We start from the raw sequence: 18,781 nt of genomic DNA, 5'->3' as shown, positions 1-18,781 counted from the left end.
GCCAAAGAATTTCCGGTGATAGTTATCCTGGGGCCTCGCCAGGTAGGAAAGACAACACTTGTAAAAATTGTAGCGAAATCATTAAAAAAAGACCCACTACATGGACCTTGAGAAGAATAGTGATTTTGAAACATTAAATCGCGATGCTGAAGATTACCTTTCTTCTTATTTAAATGAATGTGTTTTAATAGATGAAGTACAGCGTATGCCTCGACTATTTCCGTTATTGAGAGCTATGGTAGACGAGAATCGAAAACCTGCGCGTTATATTATTACAGGTTCAGTTTCACCTGAACTCTTAAAAGGAGCTTCAGAAAGTCTTGCCGGACGGGTGTATTATTTTTATTTGAATCCAATAGGTCTCCATGAACTTCCGGATACGATCCGTTTAAAAAACACTGGTTCAGGGGTGGCTTTCCTAAAGCTTTAACATTAAAGAGTACGAGCTGGCTTGAGGTTGGCTGGATGCCTTTATTACGACTTATATTGAAAGGGATCTTGCTATTTTATTTAATATAAATTTTTCTCCAATTGTGATGCGTAAACTGTGGGGGATGCTGGCTCACCTGCAAGGCAGTATATTAAATGCGGAAAAACCAGGAGGCTCTTTAGATGTTAGCGGAACTACCATAAAGCGGGATATAGATTATCTGGAAGGTGCCTTTTTGGTACGCCGTTTACCACCTTTTTTTATAAATGCAGGTAAGCTCCTGGTGAAGTCCCCTAAAGTTTATATTAATGATAGTGGTATACTTCATCACTTACTCCGGATATTCAGTGAAAAGGAATTACTGAACAATCCCAGTGTGGTGCTTCCCGGGAAAGTTATGTTATGTCACAAATGATAAATGCTGCGCCCAATCGTATTGACGCCTATTATTACCGGACGCAAGTTGGCGCAGAATGTGACCTTGTACTTGTACATGGCAGTAATGTGAGAGCGTGCATTGAAATAAAACTGAGTAAAGCACCGGTTCCATCGAGAGGTTTTTATAATTCTGTTACCGATCTAAATTGTGAAAACAACTTCATTATCTCTTCAGCAGACCTTGATTATAAAACCAAGGAAAACATAACTATTGTTGGAATACAAACATTCATCGCAAAATATTTGCCAAAAATATAAAAACAGTAACCTTGAAAAATTCAAATCACATTTGAATTTTTCAAGGTTTAACAATTAGGGAACTTTTGTAGATTTATTTTTTACAACTGAAATCCATTGACCTTTTGTTCTTGCATAAACCGTATTATCGTACATGGCCTCTACGTTTAAGCCCGGCAAATAAAAGCGGCCTTCATAACTAGCATTAGCCAATATATTAATAGTTTTGGTCTCATTGCGCCCCAGATCAAAATAGGTTTGTACACGGTCGTCGCGAATATCCTGATAAGTGTAAGATGAATTTTTTAAAACTGCTTCATTATCATCCATGCGCGAATTATGAATTTCCCAACCAGAAGGAATATAATTAATCATGGCAATGTTTTGAATCTCCCCCATTATTCCCAGATTTTTAACTGTTACTGAAATCATAATGTTTGTTCCTTGTTGAAGCTCTGTAGGATCAATTATGTTGCCGGACATATCTTTGTAAATTACGGATGCAGAAATATTTTCTGCAGCAGCTGTCTCCTGCCCGATGGGTGGCTTGCCACGGTTTACACATCTTACATTCAGCATACCGCTTCCATTATTTTCTACACTAAATGAACCACCTGTGTTACCTTTATAAGTAAGAGGGATTTGCGAGATCGCAGCTTTACCTTTTACAGACGCATCTTGTCCATTAACATTGCACTTAGCCTGCATGGCTGAAGAGCCTCCATACTTCATTATAAACTCAGAAACAGCAACGAGTCCAAAAGCCGTGGTTTGAGTACTTAGCCAGCTTTTAGAGGACAAGTATTCCGAAACTTTTTTAAGCTGAGAAAATGCTTGTTGCTTTTTATTTAAAAGGCAGAGGGTTTGCAAAACGATAGCCATATCTCTATCTGAAGAACCGTAAGTGTAGTAGTTTACTTTATAAGGAGGAATTTGTGTAGTTGCCAGACTGATGAGCTTAGAGGCTTCATCCAACTGCCCTACCTGCGCGTAAGCTGCTGCCAGTAACCAACGTGCCTGGCTCGTTAAAGCGCTATATTCTCTTAAACGATTCATAGCTCCCATAACAGGATTATTTGCGAGCGCCAACACATATAAACGGTATGCTTGCAACTCATCACTATTGTAAAATTTGCTTTTATTTATTTCGAAATTCTGTGCGGTAGTTTGCTGATAACTGATCCAACTTTTTTTCATGCCTGCAGGCAATGTGTATCCTTTTTTCTCCGCAGATAAAATAAAATGTCCTGCATAAGAAGTGCCCCAGTCATTCTCTTCTGTATTACCCGGCCAATAAGCAAATCCTCCTGAACCTAACTGAAATTTCCGAAGGTCATTAATTCCACCTTTAATATTCGTTTCAATAATCGTTCTACGTTCAGGACTTAACTCCATAATATCAGGCAAGTGCAATTGGGCAAAAATTTGAGAGGTAGTTTGTTCGATACACCCATGTGGATATTGAATGAGGTAATGTAAGCGCTCTTCGAGATTAATGGGAGGAATGGCGGAAAGTTCCAAAGCTCCAGTATTTGTTCCGGCAACTCCTGACGGAGAATATGTTTGTTTGATCGCTTTACCGGCATCTACCCAATATTCTGTGCTTGTGATTTCGTAAGGATTTGGATTTCGCACATCGAGTTCCATGTCGTAAGTAGCCGAATGTCCGCCACCTGAAGCAGTGATTCTTATTTTGGCTATGCCTGTTAAATTTTTTACTTTCAGATCAAAAAGAACAAGCTTTTCATCATTTTTATTTACACTAACGGTTTTAACATTGCCGCCTACTGGTTGTAATAAACCATTGACCTCAATCTTTACTTGCGTGTTACCAATGTTTGCTTCACCACCAAAAATAGAGATGGGCAATTTAACTTCTTCAGTAACACTCAATACCCGTGGCAGAGTTCCAAGGATCATCAGAGGAGCTTTTACCGGTGTTGTTTTCTCGGCTGTTCCGTATGCGCCTTTATTTCCGGCTATAACCATAGTACGGACCGAACCCACATACATCGGCATTTTAAAACTGATTGTTTTCTTTTCTCCTTTCCCTAAATGATAGGGGCCGAAGAATTTAACCATTGGTTTAAACCGGTTTGCTTTAGCGCCATCGTTATTCATCTCACTTCCATCGCCACCAATACTTAAAATGCGTTCTAAATCAGCGCCAAACGCCCCGATTACATTATCGTATACATCCCACGTTTTCACACCTAAAGCTTCCTTCGCATAAAATGTTGGGTGTGGATCAGGTGTTTTAAAACGTGTAATATCCAACAATCCATCGTCCACAATCGCTAGTGTAAAGGCCATTTCCCTATTGCTCTCTTCACCAATTACAATACTCACGTTTTTTTCAGGCTCAATAACGTTCGGCATTTTTATTGTAGGTTTCAGATGTGAATTCGGATCGTCAATGGTAACAGGCAATACGCCATACAGGCGAATTGGAAGATCGTTTGTGCGCGCGTGAGGTTGCATAAGGGAAACATGGACGTAGACATTGGGCGACATTTGAGGTGTTACTTTAAATTTGAAAGTTGTACTCCCTTTTTCTGTTTCTAACCAATGCGCTTCCATTACTTTAGTGCCATTTTCAATAGTAATTAAGGCCCGGCCATTTTGAGGAGACGGAAGAGTTAGTTTCACTTCTTCGCCTACTGTGTATTTGTCTTTATCGGTTGTGAAGTTTAACATGTTTGACAAGATTTTAGTGTCAGAATTTTCCCCACCCCTGTCCATCCAGTTAGACCAGTCAAAATAAGTTGTTGTGGAAGTGCTGTGACCTCCATCCATGTCGGTTATCCGAATTAAATATCTACCCCAATTATTTTCATGAATGTTGACTTTTACATTAGCCCTTCCATTTTTCGTAGAAAAGGATTGACTTTGAACAGGCTTGTGATATTCGTCTGATGCATAGTTAGCAAGATCATTTTCATACTGATCCCACCACCAACGCCATTCGAGTTTATACAATTCAAATTTCATATTCGGACGGGACACAGCATTACCGTTTGCATCAACGGTTGCTACTTCAATAAAATGATCTTTGCCTGTATAAAGAATCCCTGTATTTTTTTCACCGGTAGGTAATTTTAAACCCGCATAATAGGTGTATGGAGAATAATTAAGCGTATAACGGTCGACACTAAACGCTCCGCCTGGTTCAAAGACATTTGTGTTAAAGGCTGCTTTCAGCATACCAGGAGCATTATTCTCCAGGTTAATAGTCAAAGGAACAGAAACATTGCCCTCTTCATCCGTTTTTCCGTCAAACACTGATACATTTTGTGCCTCAAAGCGCTGTGTAGCGTCATCGAAGTTATAATCTTTAAATTTTGGAAACTCTGTAATAGCCGAAGTCAATGCCACATTCATTTTGACAGCGAGATTCTTTGCAGTGGCCCCGGTAAGCCAGTTTGTATGCAGTTTAATGGAATTAGATTTTGAAGCCTGAATGAGTTTATCATTTCCAAAATTGAGTTCGATCTTTAAACGATTTGGCATAATGGTTTCGATACGGAGTGATTTATTAAACCGCACTGAGCCCACTTTTACTTCCGCATTCCAAAAACCTGTGGGTGCATTTTTGTCGGTTGCTAGAGTGAAATTGTAAAAACCATCCACACTTTTGTTTGCAACAACACGCTTGTATAATTGTCCTTGCGGATTAAACAAAGCCAGTGACAAAGGATGATTGGCCGGAATGGACGCTGGTTTATCTTCTAAAATAAAATTGAGGAATAACGAATCGCCAGGACGCCAAACACCACGTTCGCCGTATATGAAACCTTTTAATCCTTTTTTAATCGCAGCACCTGAGACATCAAACATACTTAACGGCAGAGTTCCGGCATCGTCAACACGGAGATAAGCAAACTGCTTATCATTTTTAGCTACTATAAAAGCAGGTGTGCGTTGCGGAGAAATAAATACCTGACCGTCTGAATTAGTGCTTGCTGTTTGAATTAATTGCTTCTGATAATCGTAAAGTTCTATCTGAACGTTGTTTAAAGGTGTTGTAGAAATTAAATCGTTTGCTACCACAAAAAGGCTTCCATCATTTCCCTTTTTCAGTGTAAGTCCAAGATCTGAAGCTAGAATATTTTTTGAGACGGTTCTCTCTGAGCGGATGTAATAATATGATTTACAAGGATCATCGCGGTCTTTCCAATCATACTCTTCTTCTCCATCGTAATAATAATTGTTGTAACCGTACTCGTAGTTGTAATTATTAAAATAAGAAACGTCCTCTTCCGGTTCTGTTTCTGTTAACTCTTCCATTTCAATATCATTGGAGTTTCCAAGACATGGATACGAAGAGTACGCTTTTTTGAAAGAGAAGCTCACCCTGTAGATAGCTCCTGGTTCTGCTTTTAATAATGCAGACAAATCCAACGCCGATTTTTTCCAAGTGCCAAGATCTGCAGGATTTGTGATACCAAGATTGATGCGTTTACGAACGACTTTTTTTCCGACTTGAGTTAATTGGTAATCGCTATCGAGTGTATTGTTTTGTAAAAACTGAAGAACGTTATTGGCGTATATCTTAACAATGGTAACATCTACAGCACGTAGATTTACTGTTTCGAAGGGCAGAGATAATCCTGTGCTTGAAGGAAGAATATTTCCACCACCTGCGAATCTAACGGCAGGATTCACCTGGCTGAAAGCTATACTGTGTTCTGAAGAAACGCCCAAGGCTTTCCCTCTGGCATCTTTCACACCTTCATTTACTTTTAAAACATAAGAGCCTGTTTTTGTATTTTGTGGATAGACCATCACCTGGTTATGACTCACAATATATTTTACTTCATTTAATCCGGTAATGCTTATCAAACCTTCCAGAGAAGTTGTTTCATCAATGGGGTTGGAAAAATTTAAAAGTACGAAAGGATCACCCTCTCTGATTACTTTGACATTCAGTAATACAAAACTCTCTTTTGCCGGCACAGGAAGGTTTTGATTAGCACTGTAATCTACGCTCATGTCTTTTCCGTTACAATTCACACTTAAAGTTGCAGTTCTGTCAGATGGCCTCTCAATACTGTCTATCAGGTAGCGGTGCATAATTCCATTATCTTCATGTGTCCATTTTACATTTAAATATTTTCCGTCGAGACTGGCGCTAAGACTTTTTTCGATTTGCGTTTTATCAGCCACATCGGCACTTGCTACATGCCCTGTAAGACTATAGAAATTAAAATCGCTGGAATGATAACATTTAAGATCATTCGTTACCAATTGTATAGACTGCTGAATGGTTTGAAATTGAAACTCAAATTCTTTTAGTTCTTTTTTAACATCCGCCAGTTTGTGTAAAAAGAATGTTGCTTCATAGTTCTTTCCCGGCTTTAAAGGTGCTTTTGGTACAAACTCCAGAGTTTGCGCATCTCTCCAAACGGTTGTACCCTCTATAGAAGGACTAAAAGAAAAGTAGGTTTCCTCTAAGGGGGTATTTAATTGTGTTGAACCCGCAAATTCTTCGTTTAACCTCACTTTGATGGTAGAAGTTGTGGAAATAAAACCGGAAGTAAAAGAATTGATATAGCTGGCAAAAGCAGGATTTATGCTGTATTCAGACTCAATACTACTTTTTTCGCCTGATTTTCTATAATCTATAACTTTGTAAATTATAAATCCAAGAATAGCGGCAATAGCTAACGAAAGGACAATCTTTTTAGTTTTTGAAGATGACATAGGGTTTAGGAATTTGTTTAAAAATAGATGTTTTTTCAAGCTTCGTTCAGCCAATTTGCTAACAGTTTGTGAGGATTATCTGAAAGAATTCAAAACTTAACATTCTACAATTTGTAGCAAGGTTGCACCAAAGAAACGTATATCTTTAACCTATGAACGAGAATTTAGATGCGAACGAAGGAACTTTGAGTCCGACGGATAAAGACATTGAAAGGGCGTTAAGACCGATTGCCTTTGATGATTTTAGCGGACAGGAAAGTGTTGTGGACAACTTACGCGTGTTTGTGGCTGCGGCTAAACAACGTGGCGAAGCTCTTGATCATGTATTATTACATGGGCCTCCAGGATTGGGCAAAACAACTTTGGCACACATTATCACGAATGATTTAGGTGTAAACTTGAGAGTAACCAGTGGTCCAGTATTAGATAAACCAGGAGATCTTGCAGGTCTTCTTACCAATTTAGAGCCTTACGACGTTTTATTTATTGATGAAATTCATCGCTTAAGCCCTGTAGTGGAGGAATATTTGTACTCTGCGATGGAGGACTATAAAATTGACATTATGATTGATAGCGGTCCTAATGCGAGAAGCGTTCAGATTAAATTAAATCCTTTTACTTTGGTTGGTGCAACTACAAGGAGTGGTTTACTGACCTCTCCCCTACGCGCCCGTTTTGGTATTACCAGCCGTTTAAATTATTACGACAGTAAAGTATTGACGGGAATTGTACAACGGAGTTCCGCTATTTTAAATGTTGAAATTAAAGATGAAGCCGCATACGAAATTGCCCGCAGAAGCCGTGGCACGCCACGTATTGCTAATGCTCTTTTACGCCGCGTACGTGATTTTGCGCAAATTAAAGGAACAGGCGATATTGATATTGATATGGCTACTTACTCTCTTAAAGCTTTAAATGTAGACAAGAATGGTCTCGATGAAATGGATTTAAGAATTCTTGCCTGCATCATCGATAAATTTAAGGGTGGTCCGGTTGGTATTAGCACCATTAGCTCTGCTGTGGGCGAAGAAGCCGGAACCATTGAAGAAGTTTACGAACCTTTTTTAGTTCAGGAAGGTTATTTGATGCGCACCCCGCGTGGACGTGAAGCTACAGAACTTGCCTACAAACATTTAGGCAAAAATTTTTATAAAAAAAGCGGTGGCTTGTTTGATGAATAGGTACTTCCTTTTCTAAGGACTCATCTATTTTTTTCCTCTATCTGCTAACTTTTTACTTTCCAAGTTTACAATTTACTTAGGCGCATTTTAATTGGCAAATATTGTGAGGTTAATTGCTTTGCCCTGTCAGACTTGGTAGGACTTGCAATTTTAAGCCTAATACCTTTTCTTTTAAACTAATCGCTAGCTAAAAACCACGGTGGGGATTTTTTTGCCCAGCACATATAGTTGTGCCGGGTTTAATTACATCACCTTTACTCAGTGAAAATAAATTCACGTTTTATATTTCAAAAATGAAAATCAATTTACAACATCAATTACTCGCTCTATCATTTCTATTTTTATCAGGTAAACATTTTGGGCAAGCCCCGACCTTAGGAACCGCTGCAAATTTTGTACTTTTTTCAATTAACGGCTCGGTAAGCAACTCTGGCATTTCACAGCTCACCGGCAATGTGGGAACTAACAATGGCTCCAGCACAGCTTTCGGCAATGTGAACGGCGGAATGCATGATGGAGATGGGGTTAGCGCCCAATGTGCAACCGATCTTTTAATTGCTTATAACCAACTTAACAGCGCAATACCTGCATTTTTCCCCGCGTCTCTTTTGGGAAATGGCCAGACTTTAGTTCCAGGTATCTACTCAATAACTGGCAATGCCACCTTAAATCTTGATTTAAATTTAGATGCTCAGAATGATCCGAATGCTGTGTTCATCTTTCAGATACAAGGAGCCTTATCAACAAACGCATCTTCTAAAGTAAAATTAGTTAACGGAGCACTTGCCTGTAATATTTATTGGAAAGTAGAAGGCATGGTTAACATGGCATCAGGAACAACCATGCGCGGAACCATAATAGCAAATAATGCAGCTATAAGTATGAATACCGGCGATACGCTGGAAGGAAGAGCTTTGTCGACCACGGGCGCCATCAGTGTTGACGGGGTATTTGCTTACACTCCTATAGGGTGTGGTAGTCCGGCTTTAAACGGTCCCGCTGCGCCTAATCTTGGAACTGCAGCTTGTTATGCTCTATTTTCTTCCATAGGTTCTGTTTCAAATTCAGGCTTAACAACTATCACGGGTGATGTGGGAAGCAACAGCGGGTCGCCGTCTGGTTATAATCCACTTCTTGTTAACGGGTTAATACATCCCAATCCGGATGCCTCCACCGCTCAGTGTGCAAACGATTTACTGGTTGCTTACAACTACCTAAATTCTTTAAACCCTGATATTGAATTGTTATATCCTGCGCAATTTGGCAACAACCTGGTGCTAACACCACACGTTTATCTCTTAAATGCAGCTACTGTTTTTACTGACACACTGTACTTAAACGCCATGGGAAATTCCAACGCGATTTTTGTTTTAAAAATAAAGGGAGCACTTTCTACAAGTACTTACGCCAAAGTAAAACTTATAAACGGAGCTCAGGCAAAAAATGTATACTGGCAAATTGAAGGTGCGGTTAGTTTAAATAATTATTCGGTTTTTAAAGGCACCATCATTTGTAATAATGGTGCGCTTGGGGCAATTAATACGGGAGTAACACTTGATGGAAGAGCGCTGATAACTAACGGAGCTTTAACAACAACCGCTATGACAGCAATCGTGCAAGGTTCAACATCCAATTGCTCCAATATTACCGGAACGCTTGTAACGTCTGTCAATTCGCTGCAACTTAACGCTGCCATTAAAGTGTTTCCGAATCCTTTTGAAAATAGCATTACCCTTAATCTGAATTCGGTACAAAATGTAGATAACTTTATGTTACGCGTTTATAGTGCTTCAGGAACCGAGGTAATCAGCAGCTTACTTTCAACAGAATTAACTACAATTGAAACGGAAGATTTAGCTCCAGGAATATATTTTTATACGCTGATTGGAAATAATAAAATGATTCAATCTGGTAAACTTATACGCACAAATTAAGTTTAATTAATACTGCATTCTTATAACAAGAAGGTTGTCTGCATAACAGGCAACCTTTTTTTATAGTTAAAATCCGCGGCAGTAAGGCTATATACCGCACTTTTCTGCATTTGATAACTAATAGAAACCCAACAAAACAGCTTTAATTTAAATTTCTATCTTTATTTTTATGTGGATGAATATTCAGCAAAAGTATATTTCAGATATTGAAAATGCGATACAACACAGCGATTTCAGTTTAGTAACCCGAAGACTTATGGATCTGGGTGAAGAATTCGAGATAGAGGCGGAAACCCGCAAAGATGTGCTGGACCTGAGAAAAGCTTTTTTGGAGGGAGTAGTTGAAAACGACCAGCTAAACTTTGACAGGGATTTCCCTTCTAAGGCTTCACGTTTGCTTGATCAACTCAAACAAGTCAAATTTACAGACAAAGAAATTGCTGATACTTTAAAAGAATTCGTTTTGAAAGCAGAGGGAATTTCAAAAGTATTTTCTAAAGGAAGAAATCGCTTTACTTTAAAACCTCTGAATGTTTATTTAAGAAGCGGTGAAATTACCGGTGTAGTAGGAGAAAATGGAAACGGCAAAACAACACTTTTAAGGATTCTTGCAGGCGAATTAAGCGCAGACACTGGTACTTTGGATTACCCGGCATTGCAGGGTCTGAAAAAGGATTGGTACGGGATAAAAAACAAACTCGCCTTCATTCCGCAACGCATAGATAAGTGGCATGGCACTTTATTGGAGAATCTTAAATTTCACGCCACTATTCACGACATTAAAGGCAAAGCAAATGAGAAACAAATAGACTACATTCTTTTTCGGTTAGGTCTTGATAAATTTCGTGACCTTAAATGGACAGAAATATCAAGCGGGTACCGATTACGTTTTGAACTTGCAAAGATGCTTTTATGGAAACCGAAATTGCTTCTACTGGATGAGCCGCTTGCTAACCTTGACATTAATGCGCAGCAATTGTTTTTGCAGGACCTGCGTTTTTTCACTCAGTCTGCCTCCCACCCTATGGCTGTTATATTAACTTCACAAAATCTTCACGAAATTGAAAAGGTAGCGGATAACATAATTTTTATCAGACAGGGGGAAACTTTGTATAACGGTCAACGCGGAGATTTCGCGCTAAACCGCCAACACAATACTTTTGAAATATCTGGAAAGTTTGATCTCGACCAACTTACTATTTGCTTTGCAGGGAAAACAGATTATAAAATTGAAAACGCCGGAACCTCTTTTATCATACATACAGGAACCGACAGCACCCTTTATACACTCACCAAGTTACTTGAACAAAAAGAAGTCGAGCTGAATTATATCCGTGATATCAGCCAGTCTACCCGAAAACTCTTTCACAAAGACATTTAATATGTTGAAATCCATAACTCCAAAATTTTTAAATAAGCTGGATACCCTTTTACTGGAAAATTATCCGGTAGTATGGATGAGTAAAATCCATTATGCAATCTGGCATGGCTTTGTGCTTATGTTCCTGTCGGCTCTCCTGGGAGCAGTAATACCTTTTCAGTTTGAAAGTAAGATTAACTATGGGCTTTGGTATTTCCTCATAAGCCTAATCGGGTTTGTATTTATTTGCATCTGGACTTACAATTATGTAATTTTTAATAAGGATAAAACTTACGGAAAACAACAAGCTCCCGATTCTTACCTGAGTTTTATCCTAGTATTCCTATCGCTTTCCATTTTCGCACTATCGCCATATCCTTTTGAATTTATCTATAATCAAAGAGTGGCGAACACATTTGATAAAAGCGAATTACTTAACGACATTCACACGCTTAACGAAAACTATGGGTATTTGGTAAATTCTAAGACGAAATACCAGACTTACCGCTTGAGCAATAAAGATGATGAGAATGAAAATCAGTATTTTAATTTAAAGAAACTGAATAATTCTGCACGGGATTATTTTACTCCATACCTTTCTAATCAGGATTTTCACAACGCTTATAAGCTTACCAAACCAGGTCACATCTATAATTCCCGAATAAGTGAACAAGAACTTCATCAAAGAATTAAAGATTATTTAGAGGTTTCAAAAAAGTATGGTGTCCTTTACAAGTTCAGCGAAGAAGAGTATAAAAAAGAATATTTATCCTTAAGAAATCTTAGACGCATAAACACGGACACTACTTTAAGATATTCCGAGTCTTATGGTAGTAATATGAGGATGATCCTGCAAAACGTCAGTGAAGCTCAGTATTTTCATCTTTTTATTTTTACGGCAGATTATTTTAAGACCTTACTCCATATCATTTTCTTTTTCACTACGTTGCTGATATTGTTTAAGATGAACAATTGGAGACAATATCTCATTGTAGCGCTCGTCTATATTTTTTATCCTATTGTTGCGCTTATTTTCTCACAGCTTATTCATTTTGGTTACACAGATTCATCAACAAATGCAACAACATTCTGGACATTTTTATTTGTGGCAGTCTGCACGGTAAGTTTATTCTTTGGGTTGCGTAGTAATTATTTTAAACCGGACGTCAATATACTTAACCAGGCTTTTTTTGTATTCGCAGCTTATCTTCCTTTAATAATAGTCATCATCTTACATGAATATACAGAGTTGTTTCACAACCATGAATACCGGTTTAATTCCTATGATATCGATATCATTAAAGACGGCATAAATAATCCTGAAGCTCCCAAGATAAAGGTAGATTATGAAGGACGCTTTCTTTACGATTATTGGCGGGCTGAATATGAGAAGTGGAACTCAATTTGTATTTATTTCGGTCTAATTGCTTTTATAGTTTTTCAGCCTCTTTTTAATCGACTTTTTGCAAAACAACTAGCGCTTCCAAGGAAGGCGTAATCTCCCTAAAAATCTTAATTTTGTAATCTAATTTTATACGCGTGTTTCATTTCCTTCTAAGAACAATACCCCGCCCTATCCTCATTTGGTTTAGCCTTGGCTTTAGTAAAATTGCTCCAATACTTTACTACGGCAATCGTTACGAAGATCCTATTACCGGCAAAACCTACCGTAAGTTTTTACCTTATGGCTACAGCGGTAAAGCTAAACGTAAAAATGTTTTATGTCCGGGCAGCTTATCCCTAGAGCGTCACCGGTTGCTGTGGCTGTATCTTAAACAAAAAACAGACTTTTTCACAAAGCCTCATAAAATGTTGCACATCGCGCCAGAGCAGTGTTTTTACAAATTATTCAAAGCGCAGAAAAACCTGGACTACACGACTGGCGACTATAACAGCCCTATTGCCGACATTCATTTCGACTTACACAAGGCGCCATTTACTGACAATAGCTTTGATGTTATTTTTTGCAATCACGTTTTAGAACATGTTGAAGATGCTGACCAATGCATGCGTGAATTGTACCGTATTATGAAACCGGGAGGCTGGGGAGTTTTTCAAGTGCCTCTAGATACCACCCGCGCTACAACCTACGAAGATAAAAGCATTACCAGCGAAGCAGATCGCGAAATTCATTACTGGCAAAAAGACCACGTACGTTTATTTGGATTAGACTACAAAGACAAGTTAGCAGCAGCAGGATTTAATGTCACCGTGGATGATTTTGTAAACACTTTGAGTCCTGAATTGGTTGACAGATACAGACTTCCGGCCGGAGAAATGATTTACTTGTGCAGGAAATAATTGCGGGTTTATAATTCATTTAAACTATTCCCAACTTGTAAACGAAATTAATTCCTGATAGTTATCGGCAGGAATAATTAATAGCCTCCTTTCACGTAGTCTTCAAAACTCATTCCCCTCATAAACTCTGCAGAATAAATAAACTTATACATGTGATCGGCCCATTCTTTGTGACTTTTGCTATTATCAAATACGGTATAGCTAAAAGGTTTACCGAAATGAATACGAATAGTTTTTTTATTTGCCCGGAACATTTCGTCCGGTAAAAAGATCATTTCAAGGTTCGCTTTAATGCCCAAACGTTTACGCCATTGAGCAAAATTGTAAAAGAATTTTGAGTTTGTTCCTTCAATAAAAGTTGGAACAACCATACGTTTATGGTCTATGGCCTGGGTAACAAAACTTTTTTTCCAACTTAAGTCACGAACAATTCCTTCCTGTTTGCGGGATACAAGTCCAGCTGGAAAAATAAGAACCGCGCCACCTTGACGAAAAATCTCTTCCATTGTACGAAGAGAACCCGCCGATGCCGCACCAAGTTTATTTACAGCCACAAATACGTCCCCATAGTTGGTGAGGTTTTTCAGGATATCATTCACGAAAAAATGGACATCTGTGCGTAACTCCCCAACGGCCTTTATTAGTGCCATGCCGTCTAATCCACCAAGAGGATGATTCGATGCAATAGTTACATTTCCGGTTAAAGGAATATTTTCAGGATGAACTGTTTCTACTTTAGCTCCAAGTATATCAAGGGCTTTTTTATTAAAAACGAGCCCCTTATCATCCTTTAATTTAACCATTGCTGCGTTAATTTCCTCTTCGTGAAGCTTTCGTTTCAACCAATTAATAGCAAAGCCAGGCATCCATCTGTAAAGTTTATAAGCCTTTTCCTTAAGGATCTTTTCGATATCGATAAACTTTTTGTTGTCCATAATTTAGAAGGTCAAAGATATAAGAAATGCCTAGATATTTGTATAAGACTCGACGTATTGGCCTTTTATATCCCTGTTTTAACGCGTTTTCTCTCAAAACAAAATAAGTTATTGATAATCAAGTTTATATTTGTTCGTACCAGTTTTAATGGTATAACTATTGCATGTTAAAAGCAAAGATTTCAAACTATGAAAAAGATATTAATTCCCTACGATTTTACAGAAAACTCCGAAACTTCTTTAAACTATGGAATAAACCTGGCAAAAGAACTCCATTCAGAAATAGTTTTAGTAAATGTTATTTCTTATCCTTTGGTAACACCGGAAATAGGCTTACCAGCATTTTCATACAAAGATGTTATTGCAGACAGCTTAAAAGAACTTCGTAAACTCGCAACTAAAATTGCACAGAATAATTCGCACCTAACGAAAATTGAATGCTTTGCCGAAATGGGCGATATTACTCAAACTCTTGCAGAATATTGCGAGAAACACCCAATAGAATTTATAATAATGGGCATTTCGCACCAGGATAATAAATTGTTGAAGGCTTTGATGGGAAGTAATGCCCTTGAGACCTCTCGCAAAACAAGATGTACAGTGATTGTAGTACCTCACGCCTTTGCTTACAAAAAACCAAAGGCGATTGCTTTTGCGAGCGACCATAGTGACGTGAATTCTCCGGATCCTTCTTTACAAAAAGCAAAAGCGATAAGTAATTTATTTGGAGCTGAACTTGAAATTATACAAGTTGTTGGAGAGAATCATCACTTTGCACCCAGTGAATTTGTGGTTAATCATTTCTTTGATAAAACACATGAAAAACAAGAACACAAGTTGGTTATAGTAACTGAGAAAAAAGTGAGTGAAGGACTCTTAGGAATGTTGAATAACAATTTGGTTGACATGATGATTGTGGAGCCCAAGGAGCACAGTGTGGTTTACAACCTCTTTCACGAAAGTGTGAGCAAGGAAGTAGCTTTTGCCAGCCCTGTTCCGGTGATATTGATGCACTCTTAATCCATCTCTGCATAGGTGAATTAAAAAAGCCGGAGCAATAGCATCCGGCTCGCAACTAAAATCAGATTATTATTTACTCAGAGCCTCATCGATCTGAAAGTCGAGGGTTACGGGTTTTAGTTTAACCATGTCGGCTTCTACAAACGTATTTCTCCAGATAATAAGAAGCTTAATTAATTGCATGTCGGTCTTTCTTCCACCTTCCATGCGATTCCAATACATCGTAAATTTTTTAGACTCGCCTTTTTCGACTATAATGGGAGCTTGTGAAGACTTGGCATTAGCTACTTCTGTGCCATCAGGTAATTTTACAGCAGCTCTTCCAGGATGAATTACCCCAACTTTATTGCCAGTATAACGGCATTCGAATTTTACTTTTGTTTTATCAGTTTCCTTATTTAAATCACTCATAGTGCAGGTAAAATTGCCTGTCTTAAATTCATTTTGCGAAGGAGGTAATACAAAATCTTCTGTTTGTACTGAATTTGTTAGTGTAGAAACTTTATAAATACCTTCCATAAGATAAGAATAGGAATTCACCATAAATTCCGGTCCTGTAAAATTTATAACCTTACCATCCGTTTCTGTAGGCGGAACTTCCATAGTTTTTTCTTTCGGTTTAAATTCTTTAGAATTGGCCTTTAAGGTACTTTCGTCTGGTTTAAACACAATAATATCATCCGTCTTATTGGTAATTTTAATTTTAAATTTTGTCATTTCTTTATTAGAAACCCCATCCTTACCAACCAAAGAGATTCCATCGCTTTCGACAGTAACATCTTTGTACATGATTTTTTCATACTTTTTCTGTGCTTGTAAAGAGCTAAGGGTTATGCAAACCGAGGCAATAACAACGAGTATTTTCTTCATAATGATTTTGTTTAATGAGTCAAATTTAATAAAATATATAAACCTATTACCTTAAGACACTTTTATGTAGGTTACCCCCTATTTTCTGAAAACAAATTACTAAAGGCTATTGCGTAACTAAAAAGTTACTTATATTTGTGTAACTTTTTAGTTACTCATTAATGAAAAACACTTACACTGATCCTTTCCAGGCAATAGCTGATCAAAGCAGGAGACAAATTCTTCATCTGCTTGCCAAGGATGAACAATCCATTAATTCACTGGCTTTAAATTTTAAAATGAGTAGACCCGCTGTTTCTAAACATATTAAAATTTTGTATTCTGCGGGATTTATAACCATCGAAGATAAAGGCAGGGAAAGATTGTGCGCTTTAAATAAACATGGCTTTAAAGAATTGCAAAGCTGGATCAACTTCTTTGACACCTTTTGGACAACAAGATTAGATGCCCTGGGAGCTTTCCTCGAAAAATCACAACCGAAAAAAAGTAAAATCACTAAAAAATAAGATTATGATAAAATCAGAACCATACACCATCGAAAGAACGTACAAGGCACCCTTGTCTAAAGTTTGGAAAGCCATATCTGAGAAGGAACACATGAAAGAATGGTATTTTAAATTGGCTGAATTTAAGCCGGAGCCGGGGTTTAAATTTGAATTTACTGGTAAAGGCAGTGATGGCTCAGACTATGTGCACTACTGCGAAGTAATAGAATCTGTTTTTGAAAAAAAGCTTTCCTACACCTGGACTTATAAAGGTTTGGCAGGTCGTTCTCGTGTAACCTTTGAACTTTTTGCCGAAGGACACACTACACGTTTAAAATTGACCCATGAAGGCATAGAGACCTTTGCAAACCATGGGAAAGATTTTCAAAAAGAAAGTTTTTCAGAAGGGTGGACACATATTGTTGGAAAATCATTAAAGGATTTTCTTGAAAATTAGTAATTCAAAAATGAGAATGCGTCTACACTACTTTCCTATCTGGTACTACACCTTTATGTAGTTGACATAAGCACTTGATTGAAATAATTTTGAGCCATAACTTAAAATTATAAATCATGAAAAAAGTATTACTCATTTTATCCTTATGTATACCTGCTTTTGCCTTTACGCAAACCTGGGCAGATTTAAACAGTACTATTACCAATGATCTTGACGATGTATTTTTTACCGACAATAACAATGGATGGGCCGTGGGTCGCCAGGGCAAAATTGTACGCACCACAAACGGGGGAACTACCTGGTTGGAACAGAACAGCGGAACAACCAAAGATCTGAATAAAATTTTTATGGTAAGTACCGGTGCTGGTTACGCTGTTGGAGATGGAGGTACGGTTATTAAATACAATGGAACTTCATGGTCGGCTTTAAACATCAGTTTCTCTCAGGACATGTACGGTGTATTCTTTTTAGATGCCAGTACAGGTTGGGTTTCAGGCGACTGGGGCTGTATTAAAATGACAAATGATGCAGGTGCCACGTGGACTACGCAAATGAGCAACTCTATTTATTCAAACACTTTTAACGATTTACACATGCTGAGTGAAACAGAAGGTTGGGCGGTTGGAAGCAGCGGTAGGGTTCTTAAATATAATGGTACGAACTGGACCAATGTAAGTAGTCCGGCAACTGCAAATCTCGACGATCTTCATGGAGTGAGTTTTACTGATTCAGATGAGGGATTTATGTGTGGTGAAAGCTCTGGTATGTATCACTGGGATGGTAACAGTTGGAGTACATACAACACAGCATTGCCAAACAACAGCTACCATGTTTATGATGTACATATGGTAAGTGCTACACTTGGATATGCCGCTGCCAGCCCTGGTTTTGGAGGACAAGGAATGGTCTTAAAATACAACGGAAACACTTGGGTAAAAGACTATGAATACCCCGGATCGGGAACAGAATTGTTTACAGGCATTACTTCTACGCCTAATGGAAATATTTACGCCGTAGCCAATACAGGAATAATCAAAACAAAATCTTCTGGTGGCACCGCTACCGGACTTATAAAAAACAATAATGCAATAAATTTAAGTGTTTATCCAAATCCATTTGTGTCCACTTTTGTGTTCGATTTTCCCGTTAAAGAAAAAGGTGAGGTATCTCTGACTATTAAAGATGTTACAGGTAAAATTTTAAAATCTGCCAGTGAAAAGCAACTCCTGCATGGTAATTACAGTATTGCTATTGATGGTAGTAATTTGCCTTCAGGCATTTACTTTTATACTTTAACAAGTTCTAACTTTTCTCAAACAGGTAAAATTATTAAAAACTAGTTATCAGCCTTCAACTTTAAAAGAGATTTCTCAAACAGGCTTAAATTGTCTTTTGAGACAATCTCTTTTTTTTGTTTATTTTACAAGTAC

15 protein-coding genes are annotated in these 18,781 nt (G+C 38.0%); 12 read left to right on the top strand and 3 right to left on the bottom strand.

Going from position 1 to position 18,781, the window contains the following annotated elements:
• Positions 1 to 100 precede the first annotated feature (100 nt).
• From CNR22_21500 to CNR22_21490, 3 genes are all read left to right on the top strand, one after another.
• Positions 101 to 430 carry a hypothetical protein gene (locus tag CNR22_21500; GenBank protein ID PBQ34236.1) on the top strand — a complete coding sequence of 110 codons (330 nt, stop codon included), beginning with the start codon at positions 101 to 103 and terminating at the stop codon, positions 428 to 430.
• 106 nt (positions 431 to 536) lie between these two features.
• Positions 537 to 845, top strand: a complete 309-nt coding sequence (locus CNR22_21495) for a hypothetical protein (GenBank protein ID PBQ34235.1) — start codon at positions 537 to 539, stop codon at positions 843 to 845.
• Positions 833 to 1,126 (top strand): hypothetical protein, encoded by a 294-nt coding sequence (locus CNR22_21490; GenBank protein ID PBQ34234.1) that lies wholly within the window; start codon positions 833 to 835, stop codon positions 1,124 to 1,126. The genes CNR22_21495 and CNR22_21490 overlap by 13 nt, the downstream gene beginning before the upstream one ends.
• A 54-nt stretch (positions 1,127 to 1,180) precedes the next feature.
• On the opposite strand, the gene CNR22_21485 is transcribed toward CNR22_21490, so the two are convergent.
• Positions 1,181 to 6,808: a hypothetical protein gene (locus CNR22_21485; GenBank protein ID PBQ34233.1), complete on the bottom strand. Its 5,628-nt coding sequence runs from the start codon at positions 6,806 to 6,808 to the stop codon at positions 1,181 to 1,183.
• Positions 6,809 to 6,960: 152 nt separating this feature from the next.
• Here CNR22_21485 and CNR22_21480 point away from each other — a divergent pair, with 152 nt between their 5' ends.
• The 5 genes from CNR22_21480 to CNR22_21460 all read left to right on the top strand — a co-directional run bounded on the left by CNR22_21480 (position 6,961) and on the right by CNR22_21460 (position 13,584).
• Positions 6,961 to 7,989 (top strand): Holliday junction branch migration DNA helicase RuvB, encoded by a 1,029-nt coding sequence (locus CNR22_21480; GenBank protein ID PBQ34232.1) that lies wholly within the window; start codon positions 6,961 to 6,963, stop codon positions 7,987 to 7,989.
• Positions 7,990 to 8,219: 230 nt separating this feature from the next.
• Positions 8,220 to 9,923: a hypothetical protein gene (locus CNR22_21475; protein ID PBQ34231.1), complete on the top strand. Its 1,704-nt coding sequence runs from the start codon at positions 8,220 to 8,222 to the stop codon at positions 9,921 to 9,923.
• Positions 9,924 to 10,092: 169 nt separating this feature from the next.
• Complete coding sequence (locus CNR22_21470; GenBank protein PBQ34230.1) at positions 10,093 to 11,304, top strand: ABC transporter ATP-binding protein; 1,212 nt, start codon at positions 10,093 to 10,095, stop codon at positions 11,302 to 11,304.
• 1 nt (position 11,305) lies between these two features.
• Positions 11,306 to 12,781 carry a hypothetical protein gene (locus tag CNR22_21465; GenBank protein PBQ34229.1) on the top strand — a complete coding sequence of 492 codons (1,476 nt, stop codon included), beginning with the start codon at positions 11,306 to 11,308 and terminating at the stop codon, positions 12,779 to 12,781.
• 35 nt (positions 12,782 to 12,816) lie between these two features.
• Positions 12,817 to 13,584 carry an SAM-dependent methyltransferase gene (locus CNR22_21460; GenBank protein ID PBQ34228.1) on the top strand — a complete coding sequence of 256 codons (768 nt, stop codon included), beginning with the start codon at positions 12,817 to 12,819 and terminating at the stop codon, positions 13,582 to 13,584.
• A 77-nt stretch (positions 13,585 to 13,661) separates the two neighbouring features.
• Here the strand turns inward: CNR22_21460 and CNR22_21455 are convergent, their stop codons facing one another.
• Complete coding sequence (locus CNR22_21455) at positions 13,662 to 14,519, bottom strand: glycerol acyltransferase (protein ID PBQ34227.1); 858 nt, start codon at positions 14,517 to 14,519, stop codon at positions 13,662 to 13,664.
• 189 nt (positions 14,520 to 14,708) lie between these two features.
• On the opposite strand from CNR22_21455, the gene CNR22_21450 reads away from it, so the two are divergent.
• A complete protein-coding gene (locus CNR22_21450; protein PBQ34226.1) occupies positions 14,709 to 15,539 on the top strand; it encodes a hypothetical protein in 831 nt (276 codons plus the stop codon).
• Positions 15,540 to 15,608: 69 nt separating this feature from the next.
• Here the strand turns inward: CNR22_21450 and CNR22_21445 are convergent, their stop codons facing one another.
• Positions 15,609 to 16,409 carry a hypothetical protein gene (locus CNR22_21445; GenBank protein PBQ34225.1) on the bottom strand — a complete coding sequence of 267 codons (801 nt, stop codon included), beginning with the start codon at positions 16,407 to 16,409 and terminating at the stop codon, positions 15,609 to 15,611.
• 161 nt (positions 16,410 to 16,570) lie between these two features.
• Here CNR22_21445 and CNR22_21440 point away from each other — a divergent pair, with 161 nt between their 5' ends.
• The 3 genes from CNR22_21440 (at position 16,571) to CNR22_21430 (ending at position 18,691) form a co-directional block, all read left to right on the top strand.
• On the top strand, positions 16,571 to 16,915 hold the full coding sequence (locus CNR22_21440) for a transcriptional regulator (GenBank protein PBQ34224.1): 345 nt from the start codon (positions 16,571 to 16,573) through the stop codon (positions 16,913 to 16,915).
• A gap of 7 nt (positions 16,916 to 16,922) precedes the next feature.
• The gene (locus CNR22_21435; GenBank protein ID PBQ34974.1) at positions 16,923 to 17,351 is read left to right on the top strand and encodes an ATPase; all 429 of its coding nucleotides are present in this window, start codon (positions 16,923 to 16,925) and stop codon (positions 17,349 to 17,351) included.
• Positions 17,352 to 17,467: 116 nt separating this feature from the next.
• Positions 17,468 to 18,691, top strand: coding sequence for a hypothetical protein (locus CNR22_21430; GenBank protein PBQ34223.1), 1,224 nt, complete (start codon positions 17,468 to 17,470; stop codon positions 18,689 to 18,691).
• Positions 18,692 to 18,781 lie beyond the last annotated feature (90 nt).

The sequence above is a fragment of the Sphingobacteriaceae bacterium genome (assembly GCA_002319075.1).
GTDB lineage: Bacteria > Bacteroidota > Bacteroidia > B-17B0 > Aurantibacillaceae > Aurantibacillus.
This window is presented reverse-complemented; position numbering and strand designations above follow the sequence as displayed.